This is a genomic window from Mucilaginibacter rubeus (assembly GCF_014643835.1).
Taxonomy (GTDB): domain Bacteria; phylum Bacteroidota; class Bacteroidia; order Sphingobacteriales; family Sphingobacteriaceae; genus Mucilaginibacter; species Mucilaginibacter rubeus.
The window spans coordinates 184,299-200,093 of the sequence record NZ_BMKD01000008.1 but is presented as its reverse complement, the minus strand read 5'-3'; the positions used below and the strand labels follow the sequence as shown (position 1 = coordinate 200,093).

19 protein-coding genes are annotated in these 15,795 nt (G+C 42.1%); 9 read left to right on the top strand and 10 right to left on the bottom strand.

Annotated elements, in window-relative coordinates; translation table 11 throughout:
* Positions 1-140: 140 nt before the first annotated feature.
* Positions 141-677 (bottom strand): dCTP deaminase, encoded by a 537-nt coding sequence (dcd, locus tag IEX80_RS23205; protein WP_090530796.1) that lies wholly within the window; start codon positions 675-677, stop codon positions 141-143.
* Between the two features lie 211 nt (positions 678-888).
* Here dcd and IEX80_RS23200 point away from each other — a divergent pair, with 211 nt between their 5' ends.
* From IEX80_RS23200 to IEX80_RS23180, 5 genes are all read left to right on the top strand, one after another.
* Positions 889-1,530 (top strand): 4'-phosphopantetheinyl transferase family protein, encoded by a 642-nt coding sequence (locus IEX80_RS23200; RefSeq protein WP_188834309.1) that lies wholly within the window; start codon positions 889-891, stop codon positions 1,528-1,530.
* Positions 1,530-2,285 carry a lipoyl(octanoyl) transferase LipB gene (lipB, locus tag IEX80_RS23195; protein WP_188834308.1) on the top strand — a complete coding sequence of 252 codons (756 nt, stop codon included), beginning with the start codon at positions 1,530-1,532 and terminating at the stop codon, positions 2,283-2,285. Before IEX80_RS23200 ends, lipB begins: the two co-directional genes overlap by 1 nt.
* Complete coding sequence (locus tag IEX80_RS23190) at positions 2,285-3,007, top strand: SGNH/GDSL hydrolase family protein (protein ID WP_217633173.1); 723 nt, start codon at positions 2,285-2,287, stop codon at positions 3,005-3,007. The genes lipB and IEX80_RS23190 overlap by 1 nt, the downstream gene beginning before the upstream one ends.
* 56 nt (positions 3,008-3,063) lie before the next feature.
* Entirely contained in the window at positions 3,064-3,471 is a 408-nt protein-coding gene (locus IEX80_RS23185; RefSeq protein WP_188834307.1) for an Xre family toxin-antitoxin system antitoxin, read from the top strand.
* Positions 3,472-3,594: 123 nt separating this feature from the next.
* On the top strand, positions 3,595-3,900 hold the full coding sequence (locus tag IEX80_RS23180; RefSeq protein WP_229701742.1) for an RES family NAD+ phosphorylase: 306 nt from the start codon (positions 3,595-3,597) through the stop codon (positions 3,898-3,900).
* A gap of 28 nt (positions 3,901-3,928) precedes the next feature.
* Here IEX80_RS23180 and IEX80_RS23175 read toward each other — a convergent pair whose 3' ends face one another.
* From IEX80_RS23175 to IEX80_RS23165, 3 genes are read right to left on the bottom strand one after another with little or no spacing between them, the layout of a single operon-like run.
* Complete coding sequence (locus tag IEX80_RS23175) at positions 3,929-4,729, bottom strand: ABC transporter permease (RefSeq protein ID WP_090530810.1); 801 nt, start codon at positions 4,727-4,729, stop codon at positions 3,929-3,931.
* Between the two features lie 3 nt (positions 4,730-4,732).
* Positions 4,733-5,632, bottom strand: coding sequence for an ABC transporter ATP-binding protein (locus IEX80_RS23170; RefSeq protein WP_188834306.1), 900 nt, complete (start codon positions 5,630-5,632; stop codon positions 4,733-4,735).
* Positions 5,626-5,838 carry a hypothetical protein gene (locus tag IEX80_RS23165; protein WP_090530816.1) on the bottom strand — a complete coding sequence of 71 codons (213 nt, stop codon included), beginning with the start codon at positions 5,836-5,838 and terminating at the stop codon, positions 5,626-5,628. Before IEX80_RS23165 ends, IEX80_RS23170 begins: the two co-directional genes overlap by 7 nt.
* 241 nt (positions 5,839-6,079) lie before the next feature.
* Between IEX80_RS23165 and IEX80_RS23160 the strand changes: the two genes are divergently transcribed.
* The 3 genes from IEX80_RS23160 to IEX80_RS23150 are packed head-to-tail and all read left to right on the top strand — an operon-like array spanning position 6,080 to position 9,277.
* Entirely contained in the window at positions 6,080-7,135 is a 1,056-nt protein-coding gene (locus IEX80_RS23160; protein ID WP_090530821.1) for a sensor histidine kinase, read from the top strand.
* An 18-nt stretch (positions 7,136-7,153) separates the two neighbouring features.
* Positions 7,154-8,488 (top strand): 3-keto-disaccharide hydrolase, encoded by a 1,335-nt coding sequence (locus IEX80_RS23155; RefSeq protein ID WP_188834305.1) that lies wholly within the window; start codon positions 7,154-7,156, stop codon positions 8,486-8,488.
* Positions 8,489-8,542: 54 nt separating this feature from the next.
* Complete coding sequence (locus IEX80_RS23150) at positions 8,543-9,277, top strand: LytR/AlgR family response regulator transcription factor (protein ID WP_090530824.1); 735 nt, start codon at positions 8,543-8,545, stop codon at positions 9,275-9,277.
* Between the two features lie 172 nt (positions 9,278-9,449).
* Here IEX80_RS23150 and IEX80_RS23145 read toward each other — a convergent pair whose 3' ends face one another.
* Together IEX80_RS23145 and frr are read right to left on the bottom strand one after the other, a co-directional pair.
* Positions 9,450-11,210: an ABC transporter ATP-binding protein gene (locus IEX80_RS23145; protein WP_176625483.1), complete on the bottom strand. Its 1,761-nt coding sequence runs from the start codon at positions 11,208-11,210 to the stop codon at positions 9,450-9,452.
* A 73-nt stretch (positions 11,211-11,283) separates the two neighbouring features.
* Positions 11,284-11,847, bottom strand: coding sequence for a ribosome recycling factor (gene frr / locus IEX80_RS23140; RefSeq protein WP_090530830.1), 564 nt, complete (start codon positions 11,845-11,847; stop codon positions 11,284-11,286).
* Positions 11,848-11,998: 151 nt separating this feature from the next.
* On the opposite strand from frr, the gene IEX80_RS23135 reads away from it, so the two are divergent.
* Positions 11,999-12,388 carry a hypothetical protein gene (locus IEX80_RS23135; RefSeq protein WP_188834304.1) on the top strand — a complete coding sequence of 130 codons (390 nt, stop codon included), beginning with the start codon at positions 11,999-12,001 and terminating at the stop codon, positions 12,386-12,388.
* Here IEX80_RS23135 and IEX80_RS23130 read toward each other — a convergent pair.
* From IEX80_RS23130 to IEX80_RS23115, 4 genes are all read right to left on the bottom strand, one after another.
* Positions 12,378-13,208, bottom strand: a complete 831-nt coding sequence (locus IEX80_RS23130) for a sterol desaturase family protein (protein ID WP_188834303.1) — start codon at positions 13,206-13,208, stop codon at positions 12,378-12,380. The two genes, IEX80_RS23135 and IEX80_RS23130, sit on opposite strands and share 11 nt — an antisense overlap.
* A gap of 137 nt (positions 13,209-13,345) precedes the next feature.
* Entirely contained in the window at positions 13,346-14,137 is a 792-nt protein-coding gene (gene cdaA / locus IEX80_RS23125) for a diadenylate cyclase CdaA (RefSeq protein ID WP_090530839.1), read from the bottom strand.
* A gap of 102 nt (positions 14,138-14,239) precedes the next feature.
* Complete coding sequence (locus IEX80_RS23120; protein WP_188834302.1) at positions 14,240-14,710, bottom strand: group II truncated hemoglobin; 471 nt, start codon at positions 14,708-14,710, stop codon at positions 14,240-14,242.
* Between the two features lie 79 nt (positions 14,711-14,789).
* Entirely contained in the window at positions 14,790-15,761 is a 972-nt protein-coding gene (locus IEX80_RS23115) for a polyprenyl synthetase family protein (protein WP_090530846.1), read from the bottom strand.
* Between the last annotated feature and the right edge of the window lie 34 nt (positions 15,762-15,795).

The window sequence follows — 15,795 nt, the reverse complement described above, 5'->3', positions numbered from 1 at the left end:
AGATAATCTTGAACTACCAAGATACGCAAAAAAAGTACCAAGTCGTATTAAGTCTGAAGTTCGAAGTCTTTAGTCGAAAGTTTGACTTATATTTTCTACTTGGTACTTAAGACTCCCGACTTAAGACTTGTGGCTTAAACCTACCACTTATTCTTCCACATCATGCTTTCAACGGGGCGTGTAGTAGGATTGTTGTATTTGGCGTTGGCTTTGCTGTTGTACAGCGTTTCGATCTCGCCTTCAACTACAAAATAAATAAGCTGGCCAATGGGCATGCCGGCGTAAATGCGCACCGGCTGGGCACATGAAATTTCAAGTGTCCAGGTATTGCAGAAACCAACATCACCTTTACCCGCTGTTGCGTGAATATCGATACCTAAACGCCCTGTGCTTGATTTGCCCTCTAAAAACGGAACATGCCGGTGTGTTTCGGTGTACTCCATCGTTACGCCCAGGTAAAGGGTATTGGGCTGAAGCACAAAGCCATCCTTCGGAATTTCAAAGCCATCTATCTCATTATGAACTTTGGCATCAAGCACCCGGCTACGGTAAGTAGCTAAATATTTGCCCAAATGAACGTCGTACGAGTTAGTGCCCAGGTATTCGCGGTTAAATGGTTCAATAATAATATGGCCTTGTTCAATTTCTTCGAGGATGCGCTTATCAGATAGTATCATACAGGCAGGTTATTGCTGGCGCTAAATTATGAAAATTAGCCTAATCGGCGCCGGCTTTTATAAACAATATTGGCCGGCGAAATGCGTTCAGATAGCGCAGAAACAATTCCTAAACCTGATATGGTTCAGCCGATTACGAATATGTAGCTGCGCTGATATTATTTAATTTTTTTTGACATATGTTTGCAACCTATTTTGCAATTTTACTTTTATGGCGATAGCATACAGGCAGCGTATTGATGATGACACCGAGTTTGCACTCTGGCGTATCGAGGAGGAGGCTACGGACCTGTACAGCCAATTGCAACTTGATCAGCAGGAAAAGGATTTTGTAGAAAGCCTGAGCAATGGCAAGCGCCACCTGCACTGGCTGGGTACCCGCGTGCTGCTGCGTAAAATGCTTCGTACCGATGAGTATATTGATTGTAAAGTTGATGAGCATGGCAAGCCTTACCTGGTAAACCTCCCTTACCACATCTCCTTAAGCCATTCGTTTGATTATGCCGCTGTGATGATCAGCAAAACACATAAGGTTGGGATTGATATTGAGCAGATTAAGCAAAAAGTTGAGCGCATTGCCAACAAGTTTATGCGTAAGGAAGAGTTGAAATTTATAAATGGCCCGCAAAAAATTGAACAACTATATGTTTGCTGGTGCGCCAAGGAGGCTGTTTATAAATGTAACGGGCAAAAAGAGGTTTCATTTGCCGATAACATTTTTTTGGAGCCTTTCCAGTTTGAGCATCATGGCGTGGTGAATGCGCAATTGAATAAAAAAGATACCACCATTGATTATACAGTAGGCTATCTGCAATATGAAGATTATATGATAGGGTACGTAAAGGGCGAGTAATGAAAAACAAGAAAGTATTTTTTCAGGATTGGGGCCTGGTTGATTATCAGCAGGCCTGGGATAAACAGGAAACCCTTTTTAGTGAAACGGTTAAAACTAAAATAGACAACCGTAATCGTGAAACGGCTTACGAAGCAGTTGCTAAAAACGCAGGGACTGCTGTAGCCTACGATACTATCGAAGCCGACGAAACTTTTAACTATCTGGTATTTTGCGAGCACCCGCACGTGTATACCCTGGGTAAAAGCGGCAAGCCCGAGCATCTATTGTTAGATGAGGCAGGCTTGAAAGAAAAGCAGGCTGTTTATTACCCGATAAACAGGGGCGGTGATATTACCTATCATGGGCCGGGGCAAATTGTTTCATACCCGATACTGGACCTTGATAATTTTTTTACTGATATACACCTGTACCTGCGTACGCTGGAAGAAGCAGTGATCCTTACCCTCACCGATTTTGGCCTGCACGCCGGTCGCTATGAAGGTTATACCGGCGTATGGTTTGATGCCGATAATGACAAAGCCCGTAAAATATGCGCCATGGGCGTACGCTGCAGTCGCTGGGTAACCATGCACGGCCTCGCGCTTAATGTAAACACCGATCTGAGCTATTTTAAAAACATAGTGCCCTGCGGTATTGACGATAAGGCTGTTACCTCCATGCAGCAGGAACTTGGGTATGAGGTTGATATTAATGAAGTAAAAAAAATCCTTAAACACCATATTTCCGTACTTTTTGGTATGGAGATATTATAATGAAGGGAATAATTTTCAGTTTACTCACAGCAATTACATTATCGGCCTGTGCAGGCAAAAACACACCGGCGCCGGTTAGCTATAATAATCCCCCGCCAAAACCAGTTACCGTGATACAGGATACCCTAACATACCTTGCCCTCGGCGATTCATATACCATAGGCCAGTCTGTGCCCCCTGAACAGGCATTTCCTAATCAACTGGCTAACCAGTTACAAGGCCTCAAAGTAAATACGCCGACTATCATAGCCCGCACCGGCTGGACAACCGATCAACTCATTGAAGCTATTGATCAAAGCAGCATCAAAAGCAATACTTATGATGTAGTCACACTGCTGATAGGTGTAAATGATCAATATGATGGCTTAAGCCAGGAAAATTACCGCGTTAAGTTTGAGCAGGTTTTAAATACGGCCATCAAATTTGCTGAGGGTATCAGCGAGCATGTGTTTGTGCTGTCTATCCCCGACTATGGTGTTACACCTTTTGCTCAAGGGCAGGATGCCGCTATCGGCCCTGAGATAGATCAGTTCAATGATATTAACCGTAAAATAAGTGCTAATGCAAAGGTTAATTATGTTGAAATAACAGGGATCTCCAAACTGGCCGCCAATGATCTTACCTTATTGGCTGATGATGGTTTGCATCCATCCGGTAAAATGTATGGAATGTGGGTTGATAAACTGAAGGCGGCAGTAAGGGCTATTTTTGCTAAAAAATAAGATTTGCTTTTCGACGACAATTGTCGTAAATCTATGGTCAATTTACAATAAAGGCCATGAGGACTCCAAAACCCTATAAATTTCTTAATGATGATGAGGTTAATTTAACCTTCATGGTAAGGGAGGGCATATCATTTCCTTATCTTACCAAATTATCAAATCATATCCATTTTAATATTGATGACTGGGCTTCGTACCTTCATCTTTCCGAGCGAACTATTCAACGTTATAAAAAGGAAAACAAAACCTTTGATCCCATATATTCTGAAAAGATAATCATGATTGAATTACTCTATAAAAGGGGTATTGAGGTTTTTGGCGATGAAAATAATTTTTACGCCTGGATGGATTATAAAAGCATCCCCCTGGGCGGAGTAAAGCCTAAAGAACTTTTGGATACAGCTTTTGGGATCAATATGATCCGCGATGAATTGGGCCGTATTGAACATGGCATACTTGCATGATCGTTTATCGCTTAAGTAAGCAGGCTTACATTCATGACTTGAGCGGCAGGGGGGCTGAACTAAAACGGCGGGCGCTGGAACAGTAAAGGAACTGCTGTAGTTTATACCTCATCATCACGTGCCCTGGCTGTACTTGAAGTTGCGGTACATACGCCGCTTGGATTTATGCCTGCTGATTATTTTATGGCGACTATTGAGCTGCCTGATAATGCAGATATTTTTAAGCCTGACATTGATCAGTTGCCCGAAAAGTGGAATAGTAACCCCCTGATCAAAGCAACACAGCAAATTGAGGAAAGCTTTGTGAAAGCCAACAAATATTTAGCGCTCCAGGTACCATCCGCCACTGTTACCGGCGATTTTAACTACCTGCTCAACCCTTTACACCCCGATTTTAAAGCAATAAAAATCATTAATATCGAGGATTAACTAACCTCCAGCCTCTAATCACTAACATCTACTTCACGCTCTTACGCTGCACAATAAAATATCCTGCCACAAATACTACAACTGCTATAGCCATACTTACAAATACATCTTTAGTGAAAACATCTATCTGTAACTGGTTAGCAGGATCACCATGATTATTTTTCAGCATGCTGCTGATGGCGGCCATGGGGTGTGCATATGGAAACAGGTAGCTATATTCCCAGCCTTTTGAAGCAGCTACAACGCCGGCTATAGTACATATAAAACCAATCCCCATCGGCTTTAAAAAATCGGCCCAAAATAAACTGAGTAAAAACTGAATGGAGAGGATCCCTAATGATGATAAAAACAATTTAAAATAGATCTGTGCCAGTTCTTTCTCCATGTGGAAATTATCGAACCGTAACTCTGGCTTTACGATGCTTAACAAATTGCCGAAACCAATGGTAAACAGCACAAACAATGCAAGACAAAGAAATACAAGGAAAACCGCATAAAAAAATTTAGCCGCATAAACCGACCAGCGGGGGATTGGCAGATTAAACAAGGTTTTCCAGGTATCGGCCCGGTGTTCGATACTGTTTACGGAGTATGCTATAAATATGATATACATTGGCAGCACCAATGAGCCCATGATACCCAAAATAGCACCAGCAAACTGTAGCCAAAGCATCATCGGCGGCATTGACACCAACTTTTCACTTTTGGTATAAAATCCCACGAACAGCAAAACCCCTATAAATAAAGGAAGCATTACAGAGGCCCAGAAACCAAGCGTTTTACGGCTTTTGTAAAACTCCGAACGGAATGACAGTATAAATCCTTTCATGGCTTAGGCGCTTTGGGTGATATCTAAAAATAGTTTTTCCAGGTCCTTTTGTTGTTTACTGATGCTGTAAACCGTTTGCCCGTTTTTATTGAGCAGTGCGTTGATCTCGCCCATTTGCTGTTTGGAGATGTAGGGTACCAGTAAATGCTCGTCGGTTACTTCGGTAACATTAATATGGTGGCGGGTTAAAAGGTTGGCGGCGTCAACGGTATTTTCGGCATCAACGCGCACCAGCGGTTTACTAATGGACTGCAGGTCGGCAACACTGCCCTGAAAAAGCATTGCGCCGTTATTTATAATGCCCACATGCGTGGCCATCCGTTCAATCTCACCAAGCAAATGGCTTGATATAAAAACAGTTTTGCCATGTTGGGCAACAAGCTTTTTCAAAAGCTCGCGGATCTCGATGATACCGTTTGGGTCGAGGCCGTTGGTGGGCTCATCCAAAATCAACAATTTAGGATCGGCCAGCAGGGCCAGCGCAATACCGAGGCGCTGCTTCATCCCTAATGAATATTGCCCGGCCTTTTTATTGGCGGCGGCGGTTAGCTGTACCAGGTCAAGCATATCTTCAACGCGCTGGGTAGGCACCTGCAATAATAAGGCCCTGTTCAATAAATTTTCCCTCCCGGTTAAATGCTGGTATAAAGCAGGCTGTTCAATAAGCGAGCCTATTTGCGAAAGTATGCTGATGCGGTTTGTTTTGATATCCTGCTCAAAAATGTGGATGTTACCTGCATCGGGTTTTAGCAGGTTAAGCAGGAGTTTGATGGTAGTGGTTTTCCCGGCGCCGTTGGGACCGAGAAAACCATATATACTTCCTTCCGGAACTTGCAGCGCCAGTGAATTAACTACCTGCTGCTTACCAAAGGTGAAGGAAAGGCCTTCGGTAGTAATTACCATATGTTATTGTTTTTTGCTATTGAGCAAACAGTTTTAACCATTACAAAACCTTTGTGAAACAATGAGGTAGCATGTACTGCTGTGCGGCCAATTATTGCTGTTTCCTTTTTTTGCTCGAACTGGTAGCTTACACCCAAAATAAGGGCAAACATTACCGGGATCAATAACATGATAAAAGGATTTGAATTTTTGATAAGCGTTTTCATTGTGAGTGGTGATTTTATACAACAAAGGAATATTAAAAAAATAACCTGCTAAAATCATTTAGACCAACACACTTTGTTTATAGATGAACGCTTTTCTGCATCTTTTAACCGGTTCATCGATAATAAAAGCCAGTTCATCGAAAAAATGGGCCGCTATATATAAATAACAGGCCGATATCATTATCAAAATATTAAATTAGATGCCACACCCCCAAACATAAAAGGGATTTAAAAACAGCGAATGGAGGCTTCATTACCATTACCTAAATCCAGAACCGGAATAAAAACCGCCTGGATAATTTTTTGGCACCTGTTTTTCTGGGCGGCCATTATATCCTTTTTTGTTTTTTTGGCGAGGCTTAACGATGCTATGCTCAGTACCAAGGAGTTACTAGTGATTTTTTTGCTTTATCCTACTATTAATATCAGCTTATTTTACCTTAACTACCTGGTTTTTATACCTAAATTTCTAAATAAAAAACGCTACTGGCAATACGCCACCTTTGTGCTTACAAGCATCATAGTTTACGGCGTAGCCAAATACGGCGTGGGGCTTTTATTTAAAGATATTGTACTGGTGCATCAAAAAGGTCATGTCACCAGTTTTGCTACTTATTTCTACAGCAGTATTTTTACCAGCCTCATATTTGTATTTTTGAGCACTGCACTAAAATTCAGTACAGACTGGTTCCTGAATGAACGCATCCAGCGCGACCTGGAAAATCAGCGCCTTATTGCCGAGCTGGCTTTTCTGAAATCGCAGATCAACCCGCATTTTTTATTTAACTCCTTAAACAGTATTTATTCACTGGCTTATCAGCGATCCGAAACTACCCCCGAAGCCATTTTAAAGCTTTCGGAAATTATGCGTTATATGCTGTATGAATGTAACGATAACAAGGTTGATCTGAGCAAAGAACTTCAATACCTTCAAAACTATATCGATCTGCAAAAGATCCGCTTTGGCAGTAAGGCCTTTATTGATTTTAAGGTAGATGGCAATATCACCGATCAAAAAATAGAACCTTTGCTACTGATCGCTTTTATCGAAAACGCTTTTAAGCATGGCGTTGCAAATGATATCAACTCACCTATAAAGCTACTTATTAACGTGGCGGATGGTAAACTGCATTTCTACATCCAAAATAAAAAACATAACAATAACCGTGATGCTGTAGGTGGAATTGGCTTGATAAATGTGCAGCGCCGGCTCAACCTGCTTTACCCCAACAGGTACTCTTTAAAAATAAGGGATGAAGAATATACTTACACCTGCGAATTATCAATAGATTTATAGTTATAACCCATTATAACCATGACCTGTTTGAAAAAATTGCTCCCAGCCCTGTTTCTTGCAGCATCGGCCATTACCGCATCTGCACAAACCGATCCTAAAGCAACCGAAGTTTGGGACCCTGAGCCTGAAGTAGTTTTACCGGGCGCCGGCAACAAGCCGCCATCTGATGCTATTATTTTGTTTGATGGCAAAAATTTGGACAAATGGACAGATCAGAAAGGTAACAAACCGGGCTGGATAGTAAAGGACGGTATTGTAACCGTTAAGCCGGGCAGCGGCTCCATCATCACCAAACAAAACTTTGCCGATTGCCAGCTGCATATAGAATGGCGCACACCAGCTGTTGTTAAAGGCGAAGGACAGGAGCGTGGCAACAGCGGTGTAATTATGCAAAGCCGCTACGAACTGCAGATCCTGGATAGTTATAAAAACCGCACTTACTCAAACGGACAGGCCGGTTCTGTTTATAAACAATACCTGCCGCAGGTAAATGCCTCGCTTAAACCAGGCCAGTGGCAAAAGTATGATATCATTTATACCGCTCCACGCTTTAATATCGATAGCTCGGTTAAATCACCGGCTTACATTACCGTATTACACAATGGCATACTGATACAAAACCATGTAGCTATAAAAGGAACAGTGGCGCATGTTGGTCAGCCCAAATATCAAAAACACGCCTTCGCCTTACCCTTGTTGCTGCAAGAACATGAGTTTCCGGTATCATTCCGCAATATCTGGATCAGGGAGATTGGGGTTCAAAAATTGTTAAACGGCAAGGATAAAAAGGGTTGGTATACCTACCTGGATACTTTAGGCAAGGATAATGATGTACATAACAACTTTGCCATTGAAAATGGCATGGTGCATGTAATGGGCAAGTATTTTGGTTATATGGCCACCAAAAAATCGTACGATAATTATTACCTGAAAGTAGTATTTAAATGGGGGAGCAAGCAATATCACCCACGCGAAAAGGGCGTACGCGATGCAGGTGTTTTATATCATTTTGGAGAGGGGGATAAAGATATCGTATGGCCAAGATCGATAGAATGCCAGATCCAGGAAGGTGATTGCGGCGATATTTGGTGCGTACAACATACTAATGTGGTTACGCCCAATAAATCGGCCATTGAGTGGGACCAGCAGCGTGTTTACCGCACCGCCAATTTTGAAAATCCGCGCGGCGAGTGGAACACCATCGAAATCATTTGCAATGGCAACCAGATTGAACATTATGTTAACGGACATTTGGTGAACTGGGGAATAGCTTCCTTATCGCACGGTCGCATCCTTTTACAATCGGAAGGCGCCGAAATCTGGTATAAATCTGTTGAATTGACGCCGTTATAACAAAACAGCACATTAAAAAATTTAGAATAACCATTATTACATTATTTTTACGCTATGATCAGATGTTTGGTAGTTGACGATGAGCCTTTGGCGCTGCATATTTTGGAAGATTATATTTCCAAGATGCCTTTTTTGCAATTGGTTAAAGCTACAACCAACCCCATCGAAGCGCTTACCATGGTGCAGGCCGCCGAAGCTGACCTTGTGTTTTTAGATGTTCAGATGCCCGAGCTTACCGGCATTCAATTTTTGAAGATCGCCAACGGCAAAGCCAAGGTTATTTTAACTACAGCCTACCCGCAGTACGCGCTTGAAGGCTATGAGCTTGATGTAGTTGATTACCTGTTAAAGCCTATCGCATTTGATCGCTTTTTTAAATCGGTACAAAAAGCACAAAGCATTATCCAGCCTGTTGCAGCCAAACCACAGGTGGTGATGCAGGCCGAACCCGTGCAGCAGGATGATTTTTCAACCGATTTTATCTTTGTAAAAACCGAGCATAAAATTCAGAAAGTATACCTGCACGATATTATGTTTATAGAGGGTTTAAAGGATTATATCAGCATCTTTACCTCTGCCGAGAGGATCATTACCCTGCAGGGCATGAAAAAGATGGAAGATGCCTTGCCCGAAAAACATTTTGTTCGGGTACACAAATCATACATTGTAGCCCTCAATAAAATAGACAGCATTGAACGGAGCCGCATCCAGATAGGCGACAAGATCATCCCTGTAGGCGATACCTATCGTGATGAGTTTTTCAGGATGATTGAGAATAAAAATATTTAAACTTGGGTATTTGGGATTGCTAATGCGGTTTTAAACTCAATAAATATTGAAGGAAAAATGACATTAGTATATAGAAGCTGTTACGGGCAAATAGCAAAAACGTAGAAGACTTACGAAGTTTTTGAAACTTCGTAAGTCTGGATTTCCTAATATCAATCTGCTTTTTGTGCTTTTAATCCAGTGCGTCTACCGTATCCTTTTCCCCTATCTGTTGCCTCCACATAGCATAATATAACCCTTTCTGGGAAATGAGATCGGCATGCTTGCCCGATTCAATAATACGGCCTTTCTCCAATACGTAAATACTATCAGCATGCATAATGGTTGATAGCCGGTGAGCGATGAGGATAGTAATATGGTTCTCTTTTTCAGATACGTTACGGATAGTTTCGGTGATCTCCTCCTCAGTGATAGAATCAAGGGATGACGTAGCTTCGTCAAATACCAGGATATCCGGCCGGCGTAATAAAGCACGGGCTATTGACAGGCGTTGTTTTTCACCGCCAGATACTTTTACACCACCTTCGCCAATTACAGTGCTTAAACCTTTATCGGCCCGGGCCAGCAGGGTTTGGCATGCGGCACGCTGCAGCACATCCATACATTCCTCATCGGTAGCATCCGGGCGTACAAACTGCAGGTTTTCACGGATGGTACCCGAAAATAGTTGCGTATCCTGGGTTACGAAGCCTATTTTTTCGCGCAGCTGATCAAGGTCGATTTCTTTACTTAATGTGCCGTTGTATAAAATATCGCCCTGCAAAGGCTGATATAAACCAACCAATAATTTAACGAGCGTAGTTTTGCCCGAACCGGAAGGACCAACAAAAGCGATCGTCTCGCCCGAATTGGTTTCAAAGCTGATATGGTTAAGCGCGTTACGATTTGCGGTTAAGTGTTTAAAGCTAACGTCATTAAATGTTAAGGTATTCACTTTTTCAAGCAATACAGGTTTTTCGGGCTTTTTATCAATAGGAATACTCAATATCCGGTTAAAGTTACCAAGGGAAACCTCAGCCTCACGCCAGGAAAGGATTACATTGCCTAACTCCTGCAATGGGTTAAATAAAAAGAATGAGTAAAATAAAAAACTGAAATATTGGCCCGGAGAGATAGTGCTTTTAAAAATGAGCATCAGCAGAACTACCACCATCACACTGCGCACAAAGTTTACGGTAGTACCCTGTACAAAGCTCATGCTGCGTACATACTTCACTTTTTTCAGTTCCAGGTCGAGAATTTTGTAGGTAGTATTATTCAACCGTGCTATTTCCTGTTTTGCCAGGCCCAAACTTTTTACAAGCTCGATATTCCTTAGCGATTCGGTTGTTGAACCTGCCAGCGCTGTTGTTTCGGCCACAATTGTCTTTTGGATTTTCTTAATTCTCCGGCTCATGGCCATACTCACAAAAGTGATGATGGGTATCGCGGCGAAATATACCAGGGTAACCTTATAGCTCACGCTCACCGAGTAAACGATAACAAATACCATCCCGATGAGCGACACAAAAAGGATCCCGATAAAGGAGGTAATAAACTTTTCGCAATCTAAACGTACCTTTTGCAATATGCCCAAAGTTTCGCCGCTTCGCTGGTCTTCAAATACCTGGTAGGGCAACTCAAGCGAGTGCTTTAAACCATCGGCATACATCTCAGCGCCTACCTTTTGGGTAATGATATTGGTAAAATAATCCTGGAAGTTTTTAGCTATACGCGATATCATGGCAACACCAATAGCAGCGCCAACCAGCATCAGCACCTGGTTAAGGTATGCGTCATATTGTAGCTTACTGCGTTGTTCAATAACACGGTCAACAATACGCCCGGTTATCCATGGGTCGAGCAGTGAGAAGCCTATATTCATCGCCGCCAGGAAAAGTGCAAATACAACTATCCAGCGGTGTTTTTTTAAGTAAGAGATTAATACATTCATGTTTCAACGGCAAACATAAAAAAAGGGAATGGCTAAGTAGCTCATTCCCTTTTAATTTGACACAAGGTTAATATTAAACCGTCATGATATCTTTTTCTTTAGCTTCTGAAAGCTGATCAACTTTAGCAATATAAGCATCAGTAAGTTTTTGAACTTCAGCTTCGCCTGTCTTTATTTCGTCTTCAGAAACACCTTCTGATTTTAATTTTTTGATCTTTTCGTTAGCATCTTTACGGATGTTACGAACAGCCACCTTACCGGTCTCAGCCTCGGCTTTAGCTTTTTTAACCAAATCACGGCGGCGCTCTTCGGTAAGCGGCGGTACATTAATACGGATAATGATACCATCGTTTTGAGGGTTAACACCTAAATTAGCTTCTTTAATGGCTTTTTCAATAGGGTTTAACAATGATTTTTCCCATGGCTGAACAACAATGGTACGGGCATCAGGGGTGTTAACACTACCTATCTGGCTTAGTGGTGTTGGGGTACCATAGTAATCAACCCTGATATCGTCAAGTAATGAAGGGCTTGCCTTACCTGCACGTATTTTATTTAATTCGCTATCTGCATGGTCAATGGCCTTTTCCATCAAGGCCTTTGCATCGTTCACTTGTTTTTTAATGAGTTCGCTCATCGGTTTTTAAATTTTCCACAAAAGTAATAAAATCTATCAGTTTATGGCTTTGGTATTTGGGTTCAATTCAAAAGCATTTAACATTTAATAACATTATTTAACATTTAAATATTATTGAATGATAGGTATATTAGTATAAAATAATATCACCATGAAAAAAACCTTAATCCTTGCTGCTATCATAGCCTGTGCAGGCCAGCTTAAAGCACAAAACCTCAATAAGGCACCTAAAAACAATAACGCTGCCGATAAGCTATTTAACTTGAAACTATTAAAGGCTGATACTAATCTGTCTAAACTTATCCCAACGCTTCCCCCAAACGTTTTTTTTAATCATAACAATACACTACTGAACACCCACGAACTTATTGCAGATGAGCCCGTTTACAGCCGGATGCCGATTGTTAAAACTTACCCAAACGACAACATGCCGATTGTTAAAACTGACGAACCCGGGATAAAATACCATATGCTCATTAAAAGAATAGATGTTGTTAATCCGGATACTGCCGGGGTAAAAAAGGAAAAAGTTACTCCGTAGCCAGTTCGTCTGACAATAGTCCCTGGTCTCCTTTACACTTCACTTTTTCGCGCTTTTCAACCACCTGTTCAAAGCTCTTTTCATAATCGGGGTGATTAGTGCCCATCAGCCTGTCCCATATATTGAAATATAAACCATAATTGCATTTAACTAATCGGTGGTGCATATTATGATGCGTTGAAGTATTGTGCCATTTAAACAGTTTATGCGTAGTAAACCCCTGGGGAAAAAGCTCATAGCCCAGATGACCGGTCACGTTTAATAGCAACGAATACAAAGAAAATATAGTAAGCGCTGTGCCGTGATAGGGAATAGTAAAGGCGATAAGCGGTACAATCCCAATCTCCACTACGGCTTCCAGCGGATGGAAAGCATAAGCGGCAAATGGTGTCGGATTAGTTGACAAATGATGCGTTTTGTGCATCAGCTTAAACAAAGGCTTCCAGTGCATAGCCCTGTGTGTCCAGTAAAAGTAGGTGTCGTGCATCAGGATCATCAGCCCTATACTCAAAAAATAATAAACATATCCTTTATCGCTGATGTTTGGATAGATCCTTGTTAAATGCTGCTTACTGGCGTAGATCACCAACAGGATCACCGCACCAAATATCAGTATAGTAAAAAACGAATAAACGATTTCGCGACGGATATGCTTGCTTTCGGGATAGCGTTGCTGAATTTTTGAATACCAATATGTTCGTCTTCTCCACACGTAAAAAAAGAAGTATAATGCCCCGGCAAATACCAGGTAACGCCCTGCTATCGAAAGCAGGACCCGGGAGATTTCTGTTATTTTATCGATGGAGGGTTGCAGTGGCATTGTTAATTTAACACTGATTATTTTGATTCACAATATAGCAATCCTTTATTAGCTTAGAGGGCACAAGTACGCCCCGCTCTTGCAACCACACGATACTTGCGCCAGTTAAAGGCGCATCCTGTCTTATTTTTATCCGATTAAAAATCCTTATTTAAAACTTTTTCCAGCTCTGCAAAACTGATATTCATTTTAATCCGGCCTTGTTTGGCATACGAGATCTCACCGGTTTCTTCAGATACAATGATCGCCGTGGCCTCATTGGCTTCTGTTACACCAATACCTGCCCTGTGGCGCAGGCCGAACTGTGCCGGCAGATCCGTTTTTTCGGTAAGCGGCAAAATACAACTTGCCGATTTTATCTTATTCTCCGAAATCACCACCGCACCATCATGCAGCGGACTGGTTTTCTGAAAAATACTTTCCAACAATCGCTTTGAAATTTTGGCCTCCACCACCTCGCAACTGTTTTGATAAAACTGTTCGTCATAATACTTGGCGAAAACAATGAGCGCCCCTGTGCGGGTTTGCTTCAGGCTTTTGCAGGCATCAATTATTGGCTTGATCCTGGCGTAATTATTTTTCTCAACTTCCGATTTTCCGAAGAAATATTGCCACCAGGCTTTATTGCGTTGGAGTGAAGCATTTTTACCTACCAATAATAAAAATCGCCTTACTTCCTGTTGAAAAACCACGATAATGGCAATGATCCCCACATCAACAAATTTGCCCAGAATAATGGTAAGCAGCTTCATATCCAAAGCCTTCACCACAAAATTGAGAGCAAAGATCACTGCAAACCCAATGAAGATATTAGCTGCAATGGTTCCCCTGATAAGGTTATACAACTGGTAAATGATCAAAGCCACCAGCAATACATCAAGAATAGAAAAGAAACCTATTTTAGGGAAGAGGGATTGTATGGACTGCATTTACGAAGTTAATAAGTTTACCCGAACATAAACGCCGGAAGAGCAGTAATTATGATGTGCTGCCTTTGAACACCGGTCATTTTACATACCTGTGTTATTATTTCAGGGGATGTATGGTCCGCCCGGCACGCCCCAGTCCCATTTCGGCATAGGCGTATCCGGGCTTTCTGTAGTATTATCTGTTTGGGAGTTCAGCACTGCTATCCGCGTACCCCACTCCAGGTAAGCCATAAAAGCTGAGCGAAATTCCGGATCATCGGGCAGTGACAGTTCATCGGCAGTTTGCAGCAACAGTTCAATCCAGCGCTTGCGGTGCGCTTCGGTTAAATGCTTTTGCAAATGTTTATTAATCATGGTATAATGACTGCCTTCAGTTTCGCTATAGGTTTTTGGGCCGCCAAAAACTTCACTTACAAAATGCGCCACATGAATCCGGTGCTGGGGCGACATATGCTTAAATACGGGTTCCAGCAGCTCATCGGCCAAAACCTTACCATAAAATTTATTGAAAAGTAGTTCAAAAGCAGGTGTACCACCCGCCCATTCAAACAATGTAGGGATTGTAGCTGTCATAAGTGTAAAAACCGGTTGTGATAAAGATAGGGAGTGCATCTTTAAAAAACCAGTTATTTATACGCAGCAATAAAATTGATTATTTGTCCCGTTCGGTAGTAAACCTAACCAGTTGCTCCAGCCCGCGGTGCGAATCACTGTCGGGAAAAGTGTTCAGGATTTCGAAAGCCTCCTCCTGGTACTTTTTCATCTGGGTTTCGGCGTATTGTAGGCCACCGGTATCCTTCACAAATTTGATGATCTCAGCAATCTTTTTAGGATCTTCATTATGGTTCTTCACCAGGTTGATCACCCTCTTTTTTTCTGAACTGCTGCAATTGGCCAGGGCGTAAATAAGCGGCAGGGTTACTTTTTTTTCTTTGATATCGATACCTAACGGCTTACCCACATCATCAGTGCCAAAATCAAACATATCATCCTTGATCTGGAACGCAATGCCTATTTTCTCGCCAAAGAGGCGCATTTTTTCAATCACCTCGTCACTGGCCCCTGCCGACGCAGCACCGCAGGCACAGCAGGATGCAATAAGCGAAGCGGTTTTCTGCCTAATCACTTCATAATAAACAGGTTCACCAATATCCATGCGGCGCACCTTTTCAATTTGCATCAGTTCACCCTCGCTCATTTGCTTAACAGCATCCGAAACAATACGCAGTAATTGAAAATCGTTGTTATCAATAGAAAGCAGCAAGCCTTTTGAAAGCAGGTAATCACCCACCAAAACAGCTATCTTATTTTTCCATAAAGCATTGATAGAGAAAAAGCCGCGGCGTTGGTAGGAGTTATCAACCACATCGTCATGCACAAGTGATGCCGTATGCAACAGCTCAACCAATGCCGCCCCGCGGTGCGTTGCCTCATTGATGCCCCCGCAAATGCTGGCCGAAAAGAACACGAACATTGGGCGGATCTGCTTGCCTTTACGCTTTACAATGTAATGTGTGATGCGGTCAAGCAGCGGAACGGAACTTTTCATTGAGTTCCTGAATTTCTCCTCAAACGCATCAATATCAGCAGCAATAGGTTTTTTAATGTCGTTGATGCTCAGCATTGCAACCAAAACAGTATTTTATGTTAACCACCGC